This is a genomic window from Sphingobacterium wenxiniae, from assembly GCF_900116225.1.
In the GTDB taxonomy this organism is placed as follows: Bacteria; Bacteroidota; Bacteroidia; order Sphingobacteriales; family Sphingobacteriaceae; genus Sphingobacterium; species Sphingobacterium wenxiniae.
In genome coordinates this window covers 358,833-377,737 of record NZ_FOZZ01000001.1, presented here as the reverse complement: position 1 = coordinate 377,737, position 18,905 = coordinate 358,833, and the positions used below count along the sequence as shown (strand labels likewise).

15 protein-coding genes, 4 tRNA genes and 1 riboswitch are annotated in these 18,905 nt (G+C 39.1%); of the genes, 8 read left to right on the top strand and 11 right to left on the bottom strand.

The features are described from left to right. Positions 1–219 precede the first annotated feature (219 nt). Positions 220–333: riboswitch (SAM riboswitch) on the bottom strand. Between the two features lie 175 nt (positions 334–508). Together BM375_RS01710 and BM375_RS01705 are read right to left on the bottom strand one after the other, a co-directional pair. Next, positions 509–1,096, bottom strand: a complete 588-nt coding sequence (locus BM375_RS01710) for a hypothetical protein (RefSeq protein WP_093363422.1) — start codon at positions 1,094–1,096, stop codon at positions 509–511. Between the two features lie 11 nt (positions 1,097–1,107). Next, entirely contained in the window at positions 1,108–1,791 is a 684-nt protein-coding gene (locus tag BM375_RS01705) for a PEGA domain-containing protein (RefSeq protein WP_093363421.1), read from the bottom strand. A gap of 134 nt (positions 1,792–1,925) precedes the next feature. Here BM375_RS01705 and BM375_RS01700 point away from each other — a divergent pair, with 134 nt between their 5' ends. Continuing rightward, entirely contained in the window at positions 1,926–2,528 is a 603-nt protein-coding gene (locus tag BM375_RS01700) for a hypothetical protein (protein ID WP_093363420.1), read from the top strand. 65 nt (positions 2,529–2,593) lie between these two features. Here BM375_RS01700 and BM375_RS01695 read toward each other — a convergent pair. Continuing rightward, positions 2,594–2,666: transfer RNA gene (locus BM375_RS01695), tRNA-Phe, on the bottom strand. A 42-nt stretch (positions 2,667–2,708) separates the two neighbouring features. Beyond that, positions 2,709–2,781: transfer RNA gene (locus BM375_RS01690), tRNA-Phe, on the bottom strand. Positions 2,782–3,138: 357 nt separating this feature from the next. Between BM375_RS01690 and mnmA the strand changes: the two genes are divergently transcribed. After that, positions 3,139–4,230 carry a tRNA 2-thiouridine(34) synthase MnmA gene (gene mnmA / locus BM375_RS01685; protein WP_093363419.1) on the top strand — a complete coding sequence of 364 codons (1,092 nt, stop codon included), beginning with the start codon at positions 3,139–3,141 and terminating at the stop codon, positions 4,228–4,230. A gap of 68 nt (positions 4,231–4,298) precedes the next feature. Here the strand turns inward: mnmA and gap are convergent, their stop codons facing one another. Genes gap through pfkA form a run of 3 tightly spaced genes read right to left on the bottom strand, consistent with a single transcriptional unit; the run spans position 4,299 to position 7,186 of the window. After that, on the bottom strand, positions 4,299–5,294 hold the full coding sequence (gap, locus tag BM375_RS01680; protein WP_093363418.1) for a type I glyceraldehyde-3-phosphate dehydrogenase: 996 nt from the start codon (positions 5,292–5,294) through the stop codon (positions 4,299–4,301). Positions 5,295–5,298: 4 nt separating this feature from the next. Beyond that, positions 5,299–6,150, bottom strand: coding sequence for a hypothetical protein (locus BM375_RS01675; RefSeq protein ID WP_093363417.1), 852 nt, complete (start codon positions 6,148–6,150; stop codon positions 5,299–5,301). A 40-nt stretch (positions 6,151–6,190) separates the two neighbouring features. Next, positions 6,191–7,186 carry a 6-phosphofructokinase gene (gene pfkA / locus BM375_RS01670; protein ID WP_244525792.1) on the bottom strand — a complete coding sequence of 332 codons (996 nt, stop codon included), beginning with the start codon at positions 7,184–7,186 and terminating at the stop codon, positions 6,191–6,193. Positions 7,187–7,320: 134 nt separating this feature from the next. Here pfkA and BM375_RS01665 point away from each other — a divergent pair, with 134 nt between their 5' ends. The 5 genes from BM375_RS01665 (at position 7,321) to BM375_RS01645 (ending at position 14,533) form a co-directional block, all read left to right on the top strand. Then, positions 7,321–7,983 carry an NUDIX hydrolase gene (locus tag BM375_RS01665; protein ID WP_093363416.1) on the top strand — a complete coding sequence of 221 codons (663 nt, stop codon included), beginning with the start codon at positions 7,321–7,323 and terminating at the stop codon, positions 7,981–7,983. Positions 7,984–8,224: 241 nt separating this feature from the next. Then, on the top strand, positions 8,225–8,821 hold the full coding sequence (locus BM375_RS01660; RefSeq protein WP_093363415.1) for a TetR/AcrR family transcriptional regulator: 597 nt from the start codon (positions 8,225–8,227) through the stop codon (positions 8,819–8,821). A gap of 22 nt (positions 8,822–8,843) precedes the next feature. Continuing rightward, positions 8,844–10,187: a TolC family protein gene (locus BM375_RS01655; protein ID WP_170852560.1), complete on the top strand. Its 1,344-nt coding sequence runs from the start codon at positions 8,844–8,846 to the stop codon at positions 10,185–10,187. Between the two features lie 75 nt (positions 10,188–10,262). Beyond that, positions 10,263–11,321 carry an efflux RND transporter periplasmic adaptor subunit gene (locus BM375_RS01650; RefSeq protein ID WP_093363414.1) on the top strand — a complete coding sequence of 353 codons (1,059 nt, stop codon included), beginning with the start codon at positions 10,263–10,265 and terminating at the stop codon, positions 11,319–11,321. Between the two features lie 20 nt (positions 11,322–11,341). Further along, positions 11,342–14,533 (top strand): efflux RND transporter permease subunit, encoded by a 3,192-nt coding sequence (locus BM375_RS01645; RefSeq protein WP_093363413.1) that lies wholly within the window; start codon positions 11,342–11,344, stop codon positions 14,531–14,533. Between the two features lie 44 nt (positions 14,534–14,577). Here the strand turns inward: BM375_RS01645 and BM375_RS01640 are convergent, their stop codons facing one another. From BM375_RS01640 to BM375_RS01630, 3 genes are all read right to left on the bottom strand, one after another. Continuing rightward, positions 14,578–16,713, bottom strand: a complete 2,136-nt coding sequence (locus tag BM375_RS01640; protein WP_093363412.1) for an ATP-binding response regulator — start codon at positions 16,711–16,713, stop codon at positions 14,578–14,580. A gap of 294 nt (positions 16,714–17,007) precedes the next feature. Further along, positions 17,008–17,451, bottom strand: coding sequence for a VOC family protein (locus BM375_RS01635; protein WP_093363411.1), 444 nt, complete (start codon positions 17,449–17,451; stop codon positions 17,008–17,010). Between the two features lie 135 nt (positions 17,452–17,586). Continuing rightward, positions 17,587–18,411, bottom strand: coding sequence for an alpha/beta fold hydrolase (locus BM375_RS01630; RefSeq protein WP_093363410.1), 825 nt, complete (start codon positions 18,409–18,411; stop codon positions 17,587–17,589). 166 nt (positions 18,412–18,577) lie between these two features. Between BM375_RS01630 and BM375_RS01625 the strand changes: the two genes are divergently transcribed. After that, positions 18,578–18,651: transfer RNA gene (locus tag BM375_RS01625), tRNA-Arg, on the top strand. Between the two features lie 151 nt (positions 18,652–18,802). Here the strand turns inward: BM375_RS01625 and BM375_RS01620 are convergent. Beyond that, positions 18,803–18,889: transfer RNA gene (locus BM375_RS01620), tRNA-Ser, on the bottom strand. Positions 18,890–18,905 lie beyond the last annotated feature (16 nt).

The following is an 18,905-nucleotide window of genomic DNA, read 5'->3' as shown; positions in this document are numbered from 1 at the left end:
TGTTTTAATATTTTAATAATCTATTCATGTTCCTAATATCGTTCGAGGATTGGTCGTTTAGTGCCTTGATAAAATGGGGATTGTCGGTAGGAGGGATGACAAACAATCTTATCAACAAACGACTATCGCATTCGAAATGAACATACACAAAGTGTGCTTGCTGCTGGAGAGAAAGGAAAACGTGTTGAAAATTGCTTTTTTGTAATCATATATTTTATTCATTTATATGCTCCAAAACGATATTGTTTTGGACAGGATTTGGCACCTTTTCAACCCTTGTTGAAGGTTGCCAGTGGGTCACAGAGCCAGTCTCTCGCCACTTCTTTATAAATCAATACCTCTCAATGATGACTGGTTTTGATTAGCGTACTTGTTAACTGTTAAGTACGATGACAAATCTATGTTTTTTTTTGCGGAGAACAAAGAGTTAAGTTGTTTTTTTAAGGAGAGTTATCAAAAAAGGATAGCTTTTTCAGCTATCCTTTTTAATCTAAAAAATTGAACAATGTTATTGTTCAATTTTGAGATCGTCAAATTCGACTAATTGCTCGCCAATGACACATAAACCTACTCCACTTGATTTGATGTCTATATATCGAGCCTCAATCGCTAACATGTCGTTTACCTCAAAATATAGTCCTTTAAAGTTTCTTGTCAATTTTAAATTGACTTCAGCCTTCTTCTCTTTCTTTAGCTTGATACCGTTTTTTATAGACCCAACAACTTTGCCTTGCTGTACACGTGTCATGATGGCGACGCCTTCCCATACTAGAAAGGATGTATAGTTCCCATCGTCGATGTAATCAACAATAATTCCGAATTTACTCTTGTCGTTGATTTTCTTCACAGTAGATGTACAGGAAAAAACAAAATTCTTATTCGGATCAAAGTCAAGAAATGTATGGGAAGTTAAAGTATCCTTAGAATTTGATTTTATACGAAGAACACCATCTGTTACTAATGTTTCTCCAGAGTTTAGTATCACCTCGGTCCATCCGTTATTATTTGCATCAAAACTATCATGAAAAGATATTTGCGCTTGTCCTGTAAAAGGATAGATCAAAAAAAGACTGATTAATGCGATTAACTGCTTCATGTTTTTATAATTTATAATGATCCGATTCTTGATTGAAATTCGGGTATAAGCTGTTCGTATTGCTTTAATACCCTATCTGTATTGACATATGATTCTTCGCGATTGGATGACAGCGGAGCTTGTTGAGATTCAATTTTTATAGAATAGGTGAGTTTTCCGCCCAGATTAGCCTCTTTTACGGTAACACGGGTACGTACTTGCGTATTGGCTTCGCCAAAAGATGTTTTACTCCAAGGTGTCTGAACAAAACCAGATAACATATCTGAAGTGGCTATTTCACTATAATAATTCAATAAGATCTGATGAATCATTTTCCAGACCAAAAGTGAGGCTTCTTTTTCGTTGCCTGCAGCTTCGATATATTTTTCGGAGACCGTGACATTGAAAAATTTATTGGCGTTCGACGATTCTGTAGAGGAATCAAAGAAATCATCCCTTTTTAAGATAAACTCATAGGCGTTGCGCTTGTCCTTGAAATAAATTTTTGTCTGTAAAGTGACATAGCCCGCATGTTCAATCTTGACTGCCAAGAAATCTTCTTTTTTCCGTAAGGTTGTCGTGACGATACCATCGCCCACATAAGAGCCATCTACATAAATCTTAGCTGTTGATGGAACAGCTACAATCTTTACTTCTTTTGCTATAGCAAAGCTTGATAGAAGTAGTAAAATAAATAAAATACAAGTATTTTTCATTGCGTTATTTGTTAGTCATAACAAAGGTATTTACAATATGAGCGTGAAAAAATACCTAATTGTAGGTATTTTTTTGACAGGCTTTATATGCTACTTTCGTTGTAATAAACTAATTAATTTAATTCAAAATTGCTATGAGATCTTTATTTATTTTATTTGTATGCGGGTTGTTGAGCCATACAGTTATTGCCCAAGAAGGGTGGTCATCGAAGTATATTAATTTAGGGTTTAATTCTACAAAATTAAAAGTAGAAGACTTTGATGAATCGATTAAAAGTAAGTTTGGTATCAATCTGACTTCCGGACGGACTTTCTTTTTTAATAAAGAACCAATTGCTGATATGCTCAGATTTGGTTTAGATTGGAGTTGGGTAGATGCGCATTATTCCAAGTTTACCGATGAGGACTTTGATGAAGAATTCTCTATGCAGAAGTTGAACCTGGGTATGCAAGCAGGCCCATCTGTAACGGTGATGCCTGTGGATAATCTGAAAATTAAAGCACATCTCAGGTATGCACCCTCATATTCATTATTTTATGATGCTGATGAAGAGCTTTATACTGCTTTTGAGAATTATTTTATTCCTGGACTTACTGTGTCTTACGGAGCTGTTGGTTTAGGGTTGGAATACAGGGGTGGTAGTGGAAAGTATGATTTTTCGGGTGAAGAAGAAGGAGGAGAAAAGGTGAAATTAAAATCTTCAGGTATGCGTTTCTATGTATCTTTCTCTTTTTAAGAGTCGCGGGATGATATAGAATAAAAAAGTGAAAGCCCTCAATTTTTGAGGGCTTTCACTTTTTGTGGTGCCAGCTGGATTCGAACCAGCGACACAAGGATTTTCAGTCCTTTGCTCTACCAACTGAGCTATGGCACCGTTAAGTTTTTGTTTGGAATCTGTTACTTTCAGATTTGGAGGTGGTGCCAGCTGGATTCGAACCAGCGACACAAGGATTTTCAGTCCTTTGCTCTACCAACTGAGCTATGGCACCTTTTGCAGCAACTATTTCCCTTTTGCTGCGATGCAAATGTAGGTTCTTTTTTCGAATTCTAAAACTTTTACCTTAAATATTTTTGTAGGATTTTTCAACCTATTGATTCCTATGTAGATAATTATTCGTCTATTGTCTGCTATTTTATGGTCACTTCGTGAATGCTTCACCTTTTGTCTGTTAAAGGCAAAAGAGAATATGCTGATTATTTGATTTTGGGTTCTCCTCTAAGGCTACATTCTTTCCGCTTTTTAATCATTTTTCTGGAGCGTTCAGCATATTGATTGAGATAAAATTACATGAAATAAACATGCCTATTGCGTAAATAAGGCTATCTTTGCACTTCATAAAAAAGGTATGAGTAAAAAAGGAAGAGTTTTAGTCGCAATGAGCGGTGGGGTTGATAGCTCGGTGGCGGCTGTAATGTTGCATGAGCAGGGGTATGAAGTGATTGGGATTACAATGAAAACTTGGGACTATGCGTCTGCAGGAGGGTCGTCTAAAGAAACCGGATGCTGTAGTCTGGATAGTATCAATGATGCTCGCTCCTTAGCTGTAGGCTATGGTTTTCCTCATTATATTTTGGATATCCGTGACGAATTTGGGGATTATGTGATTGATAATTTTGTGGATGAGTATATTGCAGGTAGAACACCAAATCCTTGTGTTCTATGTAATACACATATCAAATGGTCGGCATTGATGAAGCGAGCGGATAAGTTGGACTGTGAGTTTATTGCTACAGGGCATTATGCAAATATCCGTATGCACGATAATGGGCGTTACGTCATCTCAAAAGGTCGCGATGAAAATAAAGATCAATCGTATGTGCTGTGGGGAGTTTCACAGGAAAATTTAGCAAGAACGAGATTCCCGTTAGGAAATTTTACTAAACAAGAAATCCGTCAAATGGCCTTGGAAATGGGGCAGGAGGAACTAGCGAAGAAATCCGAGAGCTATGAAATCTGTTTTGTGCCAGATAATGATTACCGAGCTTTCTTACGGCATAAACGGCCTACATTGGATGAAGAAATCGGTCCAGGTAACTTTATTTTGTCTGACGGTACAGTTGTTGGGCAACATATTGGTTATCCATATTTCACTATAGGGCAACGTAAAGGTCTAGGAATTGCTTTGGGAAAACCTATGTTTGTTATTGAGATTTTGCCAGAAAGTAATTCGGTCGTATTAGGAGAGGAGCATGAGTTGGAAAAAACTCAGGCATTTGTTCGCGATATTAATCTGGTAAAATATGCTTCACTGGAAGAACCGATGGAAGCAGTGACCAAAATTCGTTATAAAGATGCCGGAGCACAGTCTATCCTTACGCAGAAAGGGGATATTATGCAGGTTGATTTTACACATAATGTAAAAGGAATAGCCCCCGGACAATCCGCTGTTTTCTATGAAGGCAGTGATTTGATCGGAGGTGGTTTCCTAATGAAGTAATAGAATAGAAAAAAATAAAGGCTCACCAAAAGGCGAGCCTTTATTTTTGTGCTTATAGAGTGTATAGCTTACAGCTTAGCAATCTCTTGAGCCAAGTCGATAATTTTGTTTGAATAACCCCATTCGTTGTCGTACCAAGATACCACTTTCACGAAGTTGTCATTCAAAGAAATACCTGCTTTTGCGTCAAAGATGGAAGTACGGGAATCTCCGATGAAATCTGAAGAAACAACTTCATCTTCTGTATAACCTAAGATACCTTTCAATTCACCTTCTGAAGCTTCTTTCATTGCTTTTTTGATTTCTTCGTAAGAAGCACCTTTTTCTAAGCGAACAGTTAAGTCAACAACAGAAACGTCAGCGGTAGGTACACGCATAGACATACCTGTTAATTTACCTTTCAATTCAGGTAATACTAATCCAACTGCTTTAGCAGCACCGGTAGAAGAAGGAATGATATTTTGGTAAGCACCGCGTCCACCTCTCCAATCTTTAACAGATGGTCCGTCTACTGTTTTTTGTGTAGCTGTTACGGCGTGAACAGTTGTCATCAAACCTTCCAAGATACCGAATTTATCGTTCAATACTTTAGCAATTGGTGCCAAACAGTTGGTAGTACAAGAAGCGTTCGATACGATAGTGTATTCAGGTTTTAATTCTTTGTGGTTTACACCCATTACGAAAGTAGGGGTATCATCTTTTGCAGGAGCTGACATGACAACTTTTTTCGCACCTGCATCGATGTGTTTCTGAGCCGTTTCTTGCGTCAAGAAGAAACCTGTTGATTCGATAACGATTTCCGCACCAACTTCGTCCCATTTCAAGTTTGCAGGATCTTTTTCTGCAGTAACACGGATTGTTTTTCCGTTTACGATTAAGTTTCCGTCTTTTACTTCAACTGTACCGTCGAATTTTCCGTGCGTAGAGTCATATTTCAACATATAAGCCAAATAATCTGGCTCTACTAAGTCATTGATTCCAACTACTTCAACATCCGGACGGCTTACTGCAGCTCTGAATGCTAAACGGCCGATACGGCCAAATCCGTTAATTCCAATTTTCATTTTATCAATTTTTATTAATGTAATACTTAACTAAATTCTGTACAGGCTCTCTGATGATCGTATTGATATGCAAGCCATATTCTGCGCCCAGTTCCCGTAACCACTCTGCATAATTGTTGGCTACTGAGCCCGTAAAGTTGAACGCAGAGTCGGGGTAAACTTCAGAAAGGGGAACGAGATATGTCTTGATGTAAGTCTCCAGTCCTTTCTTAATATGATGTGTGATATAGGGTTCATCCTTATTTTCATAAATGAAATCTGCAAAACTTGTCAAAAATAAGTTTGGATTGGGATTATAATATACCTTGTCTAAAATAGTTCTTCTATCCAAGCTGTGTTTATGGATTAGCTTTTCACGAACACCGTTGGGCATGGATTCGGTAAGAAAGTCTTTGAGTAACTTGCGTCCTAGCCAATTGGTCGAACCTTCATCGGCTAATATATAGCCTAATCCATAATTGTTGGCGATGATTTTCTTTCCGTTATAATAAGCTGCGTTGGATCCGCTCCCGATTATTCCGATAATACCTTTTTCATCGCCAAAAGTGGAGATTGCAGAAGCCAGCACATCGTGGCTTACTTTTATCACACGTGCATTCTTGAAAAATTGAGCAAACACATGCTCAATCTTTTGTTGTCTTTCTGGAGAAGATGCTCCTGCACCGAAAAAATAGATTTTTTTGATTTTCTCAGCATGATTGATAAGGTGCGTGTTTTTATTCAGTAACTGTAGAATAAATCGCTCATCTTGTATATAGGAGTTGATGCCGGGCGTACGGAATCCGTGCATAACACGCTGTTTGTCTGCTATCCGCCAATCGGCATATCTCGAACCACTAAAAACAACAACAATCATCCTTGAATGTAAAAAGTCAAAATTATTTTATCAAATGAGCTTATAAGGCCATTATTTTAGCGATCTCTACCAAGTCTTCGTTAAGCTTCAGCTCTTTTTTACTGAGTGCTTCTTCTAAGGGGGTTGTCACTATCTCAGAACCACGGATGCCTATTGTGGCGCGTGTATTGCCTTTTAATAACTCATTTACCGCTGCATATCCCATGCGCGTAGCCAATACGCGGTCGGCGCTACTTGGAGCTCCACCGCGTTGTAGATGTCCTAATATACTAACTTTTGTGTCATAATAATCAAATTTTTCATTGACACGACGGGCTACATCTTTAGCTCCACCATTTTTGTCCCCTTCCGCTACGATGACAATCATGGATGATTTGTTGCGGTCAGCAGCATGTTCCAACATGTCGATAAGCTCATCTATAGCTGTTTCTTTCTCTGGAAGCAGGATTGCTTCAGCACCGCCTGCTACTCCTGCATTCAGTGCAATACAGCCGGAGTCACGTCCCATCACTTCTATAAAGAACAATCGGTTATGTGAAGCTGCTGTGTCACGGATTTTGTCGATAGCATCAATGACAGTATTATTCGCTGTGTCGTAGCCAATTGTTAAATCTGTACCGTTTAGATCGTTGTCTATAGTTCCGGGAATACACATAACAGGAATGTCATATTCTTTGGAGAATACTTCTGCACCGGTAAATGTGCCATCGCCACCAATCGCCACCAAAGCATCAACTCCCGCGTTGACCAAGTTCTCGTATGCTGTTTTACGTCCTTCCGGTGTCCGAAATTCCATACAACGTGCCGTTTTGAGTATAGTGCCTCCTTTTTGGATGATAGAACTTACCGAACGGCTATTCATCTCAAACATTGTATTCTCGATCATGCCTTGGTAACCGTGATAAATTCCAGTTACTTTTTTGCCGTTATATAAGGCTGTTCGCACGGCTGCACGTATAGCGGCATTCATTCCCGGAGCATCGCCTCCAGAAGTGAAAATACCAATTCTATTTATTTCTTTCACTTGATTTGTCATATTAAGGTATTACGAATATAGTGTGTATTTTTTACACTAATAAATTTTTTTTCTTTTTTTTGTAATTTAATAATATAATTGGCGACTTTCGAAGGTGAATGAATTTTTAACGATTTATTAAAATAACAGTTGTTTTGCAGACAAATTTTACGATTGATTGTGTGATATATAGCTTCCATTTAGGAAAGTTGCAGGTTCTTTTGACCGAGAGGAACGAATATCCTTATAAAGACTGGTGGGCACTACCGGGTTTCTTTGTTGATAAAGAAGAGGAAATGGAAGAAGCTGTTGAACGTATACTCTATGAACTGACAGGATTGAAGGGGATATATATGGAACAGTTGGGAGCGTTTGCCGGAGTAAAACGACATCCACAAGGACGGATTCTTACAGTTGCTTATTCTACCATTGTGAAATATGATGAAGTAGAATCCAAGATTAAACCTATGACCAGCTATATGCGCCAGGCGAAGTGGTTTGCTGTTGATTCGTTACCTGATTTGGCTTTCGACCATCGTGAGATTATTCAGAAGAGTCTGCAAAAGCTAAAATCTACCTTATATTATTCGACAATACCTTATGAGCTATTGCCTGAAAAATTTACATTAAGCCAATTACAACAAGTATATGAGGCAATTTTGGGCAAAACATTGGACAAGCGGAATTTTCGTAAGAAAATCGTCAATGCAGGCTATCTCAGGGAATTGTCTGAAGTCCAGAAAGGTGTCTCTTACAGAGCGGCGAGATTGTATAAGTTTGATAAACGTAAGTTTTTTAAAACTACCGGGGTGGAATAGTGTACAGTCTTTTTGTCATGCAGACCTTGGGAGACATCTACTAGAAACATAGTTTATAGATCCCTGCCTGCCGGCAGGCAGACTCCCTTCGTCAGGAAGACAAAGCGGATAGTTAATCCTTTTGTTTTCTTTTAAATTACAGTAAAATTACAATTTATTAATCCCTGTGATATTGTGAATCCGTTTTCTTTTTATACTTTTGAACGTTTTTAGAAAAAAGTCAAAAAGTATTAAGGTAAAAATGGATAGTAAAAAGGAACAAATTATTCAAGCAGCACTGAAACGCTTTGCTCATTATGGTTTCCATAAGACCACAATGAGTGAGGTTGCAGGGGACTTGAGTATAACCAAGGCTAACCTCTATTATTATTATCCGGACAAAGATGCACTCATCCGTGATGTGCTTGTTCATCTGCTTGATGAGATAAGTGGAAAGGAGATGGCTGTAATAGCACAGTATGACAACGATTTGTTGACTACTATTTTTCAGTTATTGGAACTTCGGGCAGAGTATATGCGTACTTATTATGTTCTGCATATATCGGAGAATTTAGAATGGATCAAAGGTAAAGGAATCGGTACCGTATTGGAAGGAATACACCAGAAAGATATCCAGATCATCAATGAACTATTTAGTAAAGCTGTTGATAGCGGTGAGATTGTTTTGGATGACAAGGATATCGCAGTGGTTTGTTTTACGCAGATCATTAAGGGGATAGGTCTTTCTTGTAGTGTGGCGGATGTCATCAGTGGTATTCCTACCCCCAGCCGGGTGGATGAAATCTTAGAGAATCAAAAACAAGCTGTACGCTTCATTTTTGCCAATAAAATTAGATAAACGCATATAATTTTTTCAATCAATGAAATTCAAATATCTCAGTGTTTTAGCAGCGGGGCTTCTGTTCCAAATGAGTCCTGTTAAAGCTCAAGACTTTCTTACGCTTAAGGAAGCGATCAGTTATGCTTTAGAACATAAAGCTGAAGCCAAAAAATCAAAATTGGATGTCGTCAATGCACAGAACAAAATAGACGAAGTGCGATCTGGCGCTCTGCCACAGGTGAATGTGAGTGCAGGACTTACTTACAATCCTATTATCCAACAGGTCGCATTGGATGGTGCCATGATGGGGCAACCAGGTGAGACTATTTTGGTAACGATGGGGCAAAAGTGGCAATCTACACCAGTAATTTCGTTGAACCAGCAATTGTTCAATCAATCGGTGTTCACAGGGTTGAAGGCGGCAAATACGACAAGGGAGTTTTACCTTATCAACGACCAGTTGACAGAAGAACAACTTATCGAACGTGTGGCGAATGCTTATTATAATGTCTACCAAACACAGTTGCAACTGGAGACTATTCAGAATAACTTAGATAACACGACCAGAACGCATAAAGTAATTGGCGGACTGTTTGATGCAGGGTTGGCGAAAAAGATTGACTTAGATCGTATTGCAGTGACAGTGAATAACTTGAAAGCCCAAAAACAACAATTGCTAAATGCGTTGGATCTCCAAGAGAATGCATTGAAATTTGCCATTGGAATGGATATCCAGCAGGATATTCAGCTGCCGGAAGAAACTTTCGAAATTGATGCGGCTATATTGAATGAAGTAGGAGATATAAATAACAGGACGGAAGTACAAGTGATGAACAAGCAATTACAATTGTTAGATTTGAACAAGAAAGCTATCAAGGCTGAATATTATCCTACATTATCTTTATCTGCAAATTATGGATATGCAGGTTTTGGTCAGCAATTTCCGCTCTTTAATAATCACTCATCTGTTAAATGGTCCAACTTCTCGGGGATAAGTCTGAACTTGGCATTTCCGATATTCAATGGTTTCTCTACACGTTCTAAAGTGAGACAAGCCGATATCGACATCCGTAAAGCACAGGTGGATCTAGAGGATACCAAATTGGCTTTAAGTTTAGGGAATGAAAATGCAAAAGCACAAGTGAAAAACAGTTTACTGACTGTGAATACCAATCAGGAAAACGTGCAGTTAGCAAAAGAAGTGTTGGATAACACCCAAAACAACTACAGAACTGGCTTGGCAACCTTAACAGACTTGTTAGATGCAGAGCGGGCATATGTAGATGCTCAAAATAATTATACAACATCATTGTTGAATTATAAGGTGGCTGAGGTTCAGCTCATCAAAGCGAACGGAAATTTAAAATCATTAGTAAACGAATAATTAAATGCATGTCGGAAATAGTGGTAAAAAAGCTATTTTCTTAACGCTACTCTAAAAAGCAAATTATATACATATATGAAACGCGGAATAATAACGGTCATTATCATTGCTGCTGCATTTGCAGGAATCATGTTTGTCTTAAACAAAAACAAAGCTAAAAACGAAGCGGATACAGCTACTGTAGCCATTCAGAACGCAGCGGTCGCTGTACGTGCGGATACGGTTCAGCATAGAGATGTGAATGCACAATATATTACAAATGGTGTGTTTGCTCCGAAACAAGAGGTTGTGCTTTCGGCGGAAACTTCAGGTAAAGTGATTCGTGTACTTGTACAAGAAGGGGCTTTCGTAAAAACAGGTCAGACTTTGGCTATTATCGATGGTGATAAACAAAATGTCAATGTATCCAATGCGCAGGCTGTTTATAACAACGCCGAAGCAGAAGTTGCACGCTTTGAGAGTGCTTTCTCGACAGGAGGAGTGACCAAACAGCAATTGGATCAAGTAAAGTTGCAACTGGAAAATGCAAAAAACAACTTGAAATCTGCTAAACTTGCCGCTTCAGATGTGAATATTACGGCATCTTTTCCAGGTGTTGTCAACTCCCGCAGTATTGAACCAGGTTCTTATGTCTCTCCGGGTCAACAGATGTTTGAAATTGTTAACGTTTCTACATTGAAGTTGAAAATCAATGTGGATGAGAAAAATATAGGCCAAGTTAAATTGGGCCAGAATATCAAAGTACAATCGACGGTGCTGTCCGATCAGACATTTAATGGGGTAGTAACGTTTATTGCACCTAAGGCCGACGGAAGCTTAAACTTCCCAGTTGAATTGGAGATTAAAAATAATGCATCAAATGATTTAAAAGCAGGTATGTACGGAACGGCTTATTTCGGTGGAGATCAGGCTGTACAGGCATTAGTAGTGCCGCGGAATGCTTTTGTTGGTAGTATCAGTTCCAATCAGATTTTTGTGGCAGATAATGGTAAGGCTGTGCTCAAGCATGTGGTTTCAGGCAGAAGCTTTGGGGATTATATCGAAATTATCTCGGGTTTGGAAGAAGGGACAGTTGTAATTACTTCCGGTCAAATTAACTTGTTAGATGGAACTCCAGTAGAAATCATTAAATAAAACAACGCAGAAACGCAAAAATGAAAATTTCTGAAATCTCTATAAAAAGACCGAGTATCATTATCGTATTATTTATAATACTGACACTCGGTGGTATATTTTCGTATTCCCAGATGGGATACGAACTTGTCCCGAAGTTTGAGGTCAATGTGATTACTGTGCAGACCATTTATCCAGGTGCTGCTCCCTCAGAGGTCGAAACTTCGGTAACTAAAGTAATTGAAGATGCTGTTGCATCATTGGAAAGTGTCAAAAAAATTGAGTCTAAATCTATGGAATCCGTTTCTGTAGTTATGATTCAGCTTAATACAGGGGCAGATGTCAACTTCCTGCTCACTGATGCTCAGCGTAAGATTAACGCAGTAGTTAATGAGCTTCCCGATGATGTGGAAACACCGGCGCTATCCAAATTCTCTTTGGATGATGTGCCGATTATGAATCTTTCGGTAACATCGAATTTGTCAGAGAAAGATTTGTATGACTTGCTGGACCAAAAAATTCAACCTGTTTTCGCTCGTATTAACGGTGTGGCAAAGGTTGATATGATTGGTGGTGAAGAACGTGAAATTCAAGTGAGCGTTGATCCTGATAAAGCAGAAGGGTACGGACTTTCTATCACGCAGATCCAGCAAACTATCGCATCCTCTAATTTGGATTTCCCTACAGGAAATGTGCGGACACGTGACAACCAAACGACTTTGCGTCTGTCTGGTAAATTCACCACGCTAGATGAATTGCGTAACTTACCGATTACTACGCCTAAAGGTGTAATGGTCCGTCTGAGCGATGTTGCCGATGTGCAGGATGGTATTAAGGATGTGGAGAAGATTGCACGTATTGATAGACAAAATACAGTTTTGATGCAAGTCTTTAAACAATCCGATGCGAATGCGGTTGCGGTATCAGAATTGGTGCGTGGCATGATTGAAGACGTTAAAAGAGATTATCAAGGCGATGGTGTTGATATTACTGTAGCGAATGATACGACGGAGTATACACTTAGAGCTGCGGACAATGTTATCCATGACTTGATGATTGCGATTGCTTTGGTGGCATTTATCATGCTGTTTTTCTTGCATAGTTTGCGTGATGCTTTTATTGCGGTGGTAGCTATTCCACTTTCTTTGATCGCAACATTTATCTTCTTGAATATGTTGGGATATACGCTAAACTTAATGTCTTTGTTGGGGCTATCTCTGGTTGTGGGTATTTTGGTGGATGATGCTATCGTGGTTATCGAAAATATTCACCGCCACATGGAGATGGGTAAGAACAAAGTAAGAGCGGCATATGATGGAGCAAAAGAGATTGGTTTTACGGTATCGGCAATTACCTTGGTTATCGTAGTGGTATTCTTACCTATAGCGATGTCATCGGGTTTGGTTTCTGATATTCTTCGCCAGTTCTGTGTGACGGTGATGGTATCGACTCTATTGTCTTTCTTAGTTTCTTTCACTGTTGTTCCATGGTTATATTCACGGATGGGTAAACTATCCCATATCAATAAACACACTTTCTTCGGAAGGATATTGTACGGTTTTGAGGCAGGATTGACAGGGCTGACCAATTGGATATCAGGCATACTCAAATGGTCGTTGCGCAGCCGGGTAAATAAGGTGATTACCTTAGCGGTGTCGCTGGTGCTGTTGTTTGCTTCTTTCATGCTGGTAGGAAAAGGATATATCGGTTCTGATTTCTTCCCGGGCAATGATAAAGGGGAGTTCTACCTGCAAATTGAGATGAATAAGGATGCCTCTTTGGAGCAAACGAACTTTATGGTTCAGAAAGCTGAAAATCATCTGTCCCAAAAACCGGATATCGAACGTATGATTACCACTGTAGGGCAAGCCTCTGATGGTATGATCAATACAGCAGGAACGAAGTATAAGGCTGAGATTCATATTATTAGAAAAGCGGGCGAGAATCAAAAGGAATCCACGGAGGTTTATTCGGCTAAGTTGAAACGAGAAATGGAAAATGTCTTGGTGGGTGCGAAGTTGAAAACGGTAAACATGGGTATCATGGGGGCTGAACAGGCGCCACTGATGATGACTGTTATCGGTGCATCACAGGAAGATGCATTGGAAACGGCCCAGCATTTTTCCGAAATATTGAGAGGAATCTCTGGTGCTTCAGAAATTCGTTTGACATCGGAAGATGGTAATCCTGAAATCAGTGTGAAGGTTGACCGTGATAAAATGAACTCTTTAGGATTGAACGTGGCTACGGTCGGTATGACGATGCAGACTGCTTTCTCGGGGAATACCGACACAAAATTCCGTGCTGGTGATACAGAGTATGATATTAATATTCGTTACGATGAGGGCGGCCGTGGTAATATCACCGATGTCCAAACCTTGAAATTTATCAATCAACAGGGGCAGGCTATCAAATTGGAGCAATTTGCAGATGTATCATATACTTCTGGCCCGACTTTGTTGGAGCGTCGTGATAAATCTCCTTCGGTATCTGTACAAGCACAAGTAGTGGGGCGTCCTGTGGGTACTGTTGCAACAGAATGGGAAACAGCAATTAAAGACAAGATCGCAGACAATAGCTTGGTATTAAAACCTGGGGTTTCTTACAAATGGGGTGGTAATATGGAGAATCAAGAAGAAGGTTTTGGTACCTTGGGTGTTGCGTTGTTAGCATCTATCATCTTGGTATACTTGGTAATGGTAGCGTTGTATGATAACTTTGTAACGCCGTTTGTGGTATTGTTCTCTATTCCGCTGTCGTTTATCGGAGCCTTGTTGTTCTTAGCATTAGGCAACCAAACGTTGAATATCTTCACTATATTGGGGATTATCATGTTGATTGGTCTTGTAGCGAAGAATGCGATTATGTTGGTGGATTTTGCCAACCATAAAAAAGATGCCGGTGCAAATACATATGATGCATTGGTGGCAGCAAACCACGCACGATTCCGTCCGATTTTGATGACTACCATTGCGATGGTATTCGGGATGGTGCCTATCGCGTTGGCGACAGGTGATGGCGCTGATATGAACCGAGGTCTGGCGATTGTCATCATTGGAGGTTTGTTGTCCTCTTTGTTCCTAACCTTGATTGTTGTACCGGTTGTGTATTCAATTTTTGATGGTTTAGGCAGACGATTCGGTAGAAAAGAAAAAGTAAACTATGCGGAACTGATAACAGCTGATTATGTAGAAAATGAAGACTACGTTGATGAGCTGGATATGAAGCATTAGAATAGCTTAAAAAACGGGGAAGACAAAAATCTTCCCCGTTTTTTTTAACCGTTTTTCAATACCTTGCTAACTAATTGGTGCTCATTAATAGGTTTGCTGAGCACAGCGTCAAAACTATAAGGCTGTTGCTTTGCCTCTTGTGTGTCCAAAAGAAGTGCATCGGATGTGAACACATATACCTGTATATCTTGTGTAGCTGGATTTCCTTTTATATGTGTGAGTACGTCCCAGCCGTTGACCTCAGGCATTAAAAGGTCAGTGATAACAATATTTACCGGATTTATTGCAATGAAATCTAATGCATCGGCAGCATTGTCAAAAGATCTTACCTGCGATATGTCTTTGAATAGGTGGTTGAGATAAAGGATATTGATGCGGTTGTCATCGATCAGCACAATGTTTAATTCTTCTGGCAGGTCCGCCAAGGTATAAGTTGTGCTTTCCATCGGAGTGGAGGAGCTTTCTTGTATCGGGAGCGTTAAGATAAATGTAGAACCTTCGTTCGGTTTACTTTTTAGGATGATATCTCCGTTCAATTGCTCAGCCAATAGTTTGGAAATATAAAGCCCTAATCCGAAACCACCTGTTTTGGTTTTGGAATCAGCCATGTAATACTGTCTAAAAATATTCTTCTGGTGCTCTTCGGCAATACCTATTCCAGAATCGGTAACGCTTATGCGAAGTTGGTTACTTCCGTTCTGAGAGACAATATCAGCCTGTAGTTTGACAGTACCTTCGTTCGTATATTTGATAGCATTACTTACCAGATTGGTCACTATCTGGCGGATACGAAATATGCTGCTACCCATTTGGAAATCAGAAGGAATGTTGATTTCATGTGTTAATATTAGGTTTTTCTTCTTGGCTTGGTAGGCGTGCAAGTCGATGATATCTTTTAGAAGAATATAAGGCGAGAAAAACTCATTTTTGATTTCCAGGGAACCGACTTCTAACTTTCCAAGGTTAAGGATATCGTTTACCGTGCTGTTGATGACGGCTATCTCATGTGCAGTAGAATCTAATATTTCCGGGTCGATGATATGCTTGTCGCCTTTGTCTTTCAATATTTCGATAATTCCTAAAAGTGAATTGATAGGGGACCGCACTTCATGGCTTACATTTGCCAATACACTGGTTTTTTCCTCAGCAACGAGCGAGGCATAAGCTTTTTCCTCTTGCAATTTCTTTTCGTAGGAAATCGCGTTCCTCTGGTAATATAGGATAAATAGAATCATGAAAAGCATAATGGAAAGAGCAATTATCAGCTGTTGTCCAAATTTGTGGGCATTTTCCTGATGCATGATGATTGCAGCCTGTTCGGCTTTACTGATATTATCCCGATCTATGGATTTGAGGTTGTCGATTCCTATTTTTAAGTTGTCTAAAAGTCTGTAATTGCTCTGGATGAGCTGTCGTTCTTTCTGTTGTAAGTTCCTGTAGCGGGATTGCAACAGGTTCAGGTCTCTGTTGTGGGCTTGCTCCTGTCTGGAAATCAGCATTTCAATGTTTTTATGGATAAGATCGATTTGGCTGGTGTTATAGTTCTGAATGGTTGACGCAGCGACCAAAGTGTCGTTTTTAGCATTGAAGATGCGTTTGAACAGACTTTGCTTCTTGCGCACAATAGTATCTTGATCTACATGACTGAACAGTGTATCGCGTAAGATATTGTTGATAACAGAATCTGCCGATTGTTTGGTAATCGGTTTAGGACTATAGTGTTGCGTTCTTTCCAGCATTGTTAAGGAGTCGTTGGCTAGAAAGACGAGATCGCTCACGCTCTTTTTTAGTAAAGCAAATTCATTTGCGACAGAATCTTTTTCCTGCATGGCGGAGAGACTGTTGATAAGCGGGTTTTCGTCAATCGGTAAAGCCGAGAGTGAATCAATATAGATACGGATAGTATGCAGCTTTTCTTTGTAAGAGGTAAAGGTTTTTTTATCAAAATCTACAGTGTATAAGCGGAAAAGATTATCAGCTTCGCTGAATGTTGAGAATAAGGAATATAATGTCGTTGACTGGCTTTGTGTCAAAGCATAAGCAGCGGATATTCGTTCCTTTACTTTGTTATATTCGGCATATTGGTATATGAAAATGCTACTGATATAGGCAAAAGATAAAATAATAGCACCGATAACCAATCTCCGAAGCAAGAATGTTTTCTTTGTGTTGTGTTCCACGATTAATATTTGATTTTAATTTTATAAGCTAAAATAGGGATTTTATCGAGGAGAGTAGAAAAATTATTAAAATAAATAACTATAAGTGTGAAAATTTCCTTCTTGTTAAAGGAAAAGAGTGCCTTTGTGTATTAAACGTTAATAATGAAGGCACTCTTAGAAATATGAGAGGTTACATATCCGAAATCAAGGTTTTACTTGAATATTTTTCAGTTTTGTAACATATTTTATGGAATTTGTTTTTAAGATGAATTTATGTTTCGTTATCGTTAATTTTATATATATGATAACTGTTTATCCTAATTTTTTGTCACCTTCATAATGTACCATCCACGCAATGCCGAACTGGTCAATAAAAGAAGAATAGAGTTCTGCGAAAAATGTTTCTCCCAGTTCCATTTCCATATTCCGGGCGTTTGCACTTAGCTTTTTATGTAATTCTTGTGCTTCTTCTGGGGTTTCGGTATCCAACATAATATAACTGGATGTGCCAAACACAGCTTTTGGGCCAAAGGCTTCCATACAATCGGATCCCATCAGCATAGATTCATTGTTTATCATGAGTGCGGTATGCATGATTTTATCCTTATCCTCTTCTGCAATACTGAAGCTCGGATCGTCGGGCATCTCCCCGTAACGATGTGTGCCTAATAGAGAACCGCCAAAAACCGTTAAGTAAAATTGGAACGCCGCTTCGCAGTTTCCGTTAAAATTTAGATAAGCATGTACTTTTGCCATAATGTGTCTTTCTTAAGAGGGTAAACAATTTTGTTTCTGTTACTTATTATACCCAAAGTTACATGAAGCAGGTTTACTATAGCTTGTCATAGGGCAAGAATTTGTTTTAAGGAGGCTTATTTTGAATATTCTTCTTTAAAGTTTTTTCAAAAATTCTAACATTAACCTGTTGAAATGTTCGGGATTTTCCAAATTTGGCAGATGTCCACATCTTTCCATTTCCACAAATTCAGCATCTTTAATGGTTTTATATAATTGTACCATGTCTTCGTGATTTGTGATGATATCTTCCTTGCCACGGATGAGTAGTGTAGGAATTTGTATTTTTTCCAATACTGCTGTAGTGTCTGTCCTTGCAGCTAATGCCAGTAGCGTAGAACAGATAGAATTTATGCTATTTCTACGAATGCTACTTTTAATTAGTTCTACGGCATCGGAATTATTTTCCTTGCTGTCTTTGGAAAAAACACGCTCGATGAAACCTATGGAAAAAGGACGTCTGCCGTGGTTCAGTACAGCTTGGATGCTGTCAAAACGTTTCTGCTTAGCCGTGTCATCATCAGCTTTACTATGGGTGTCGCAAAGGATTAAACCGTTTATTTTCTCCGGGAAAAGCTCATACGCACGCAGGGCTATGTAACCGCCCATAGATATACCGCAAAGGACAGCCTGTTCTATTCCTAATTTTTCGATAAAAACCCGGAGGTCTTTAGCGAATACATCAATGGAAAAGAAACCGTGGCCACTGGTAGTATTGCCATGTCCACGAATATCAATAGCTATGCCTGTCGTGTCCGCATCTAAAGCATCTAATTGTTGTCTCCACATGTTCTTATTGAAAGGAAAACCATGGAGAAAAAGAATGACCTTTGTAGAACTGGTCTGTGCTTTCTTAATATGATAGGATATGCTGATATCTCCAATACGTATCTTGTGGCTTTTGATTAAGCGTTCTGTCATATGCTTTGTGAAAAAAATATTTTATTCTAATTGTTTTTTAATCAACACAATATAGATATTATAGTTTTTATAGCCTCAATTTTTTTGCAAATAATTTGGAAAATCAGAAAAAGTGGCGATATTTGCATCACCAAAATCAACCACAGGGGTGTGGCGGTGAAAAAATGCACTCCTAGCTCAATTGGATAGAGCATCTGACTACGGATCAGAAGGTTAGGGGTTCGACTCCCTTGGAGTGCACAACAAAAATAGGCTTCTGCAAATTTGCAGAAGCCTATTTTTGTTTAGGCTTTAATTTCTCTATGTTCTGCACATGACCAAAATGAAATAACGGTACAGGATAATAGAAATAAAAAAGTCCATCTTTTGGATGGACTTTTCAATGTCTGTGCGGAGAGGGCGGGATTCGAACCCGCGGTACCGTTTCCAGTACGACAGTTTAGCAAACTGTTCCTTTCGGCCACTCAGGCACCTCTCCGGTTTTGACAGTGCAA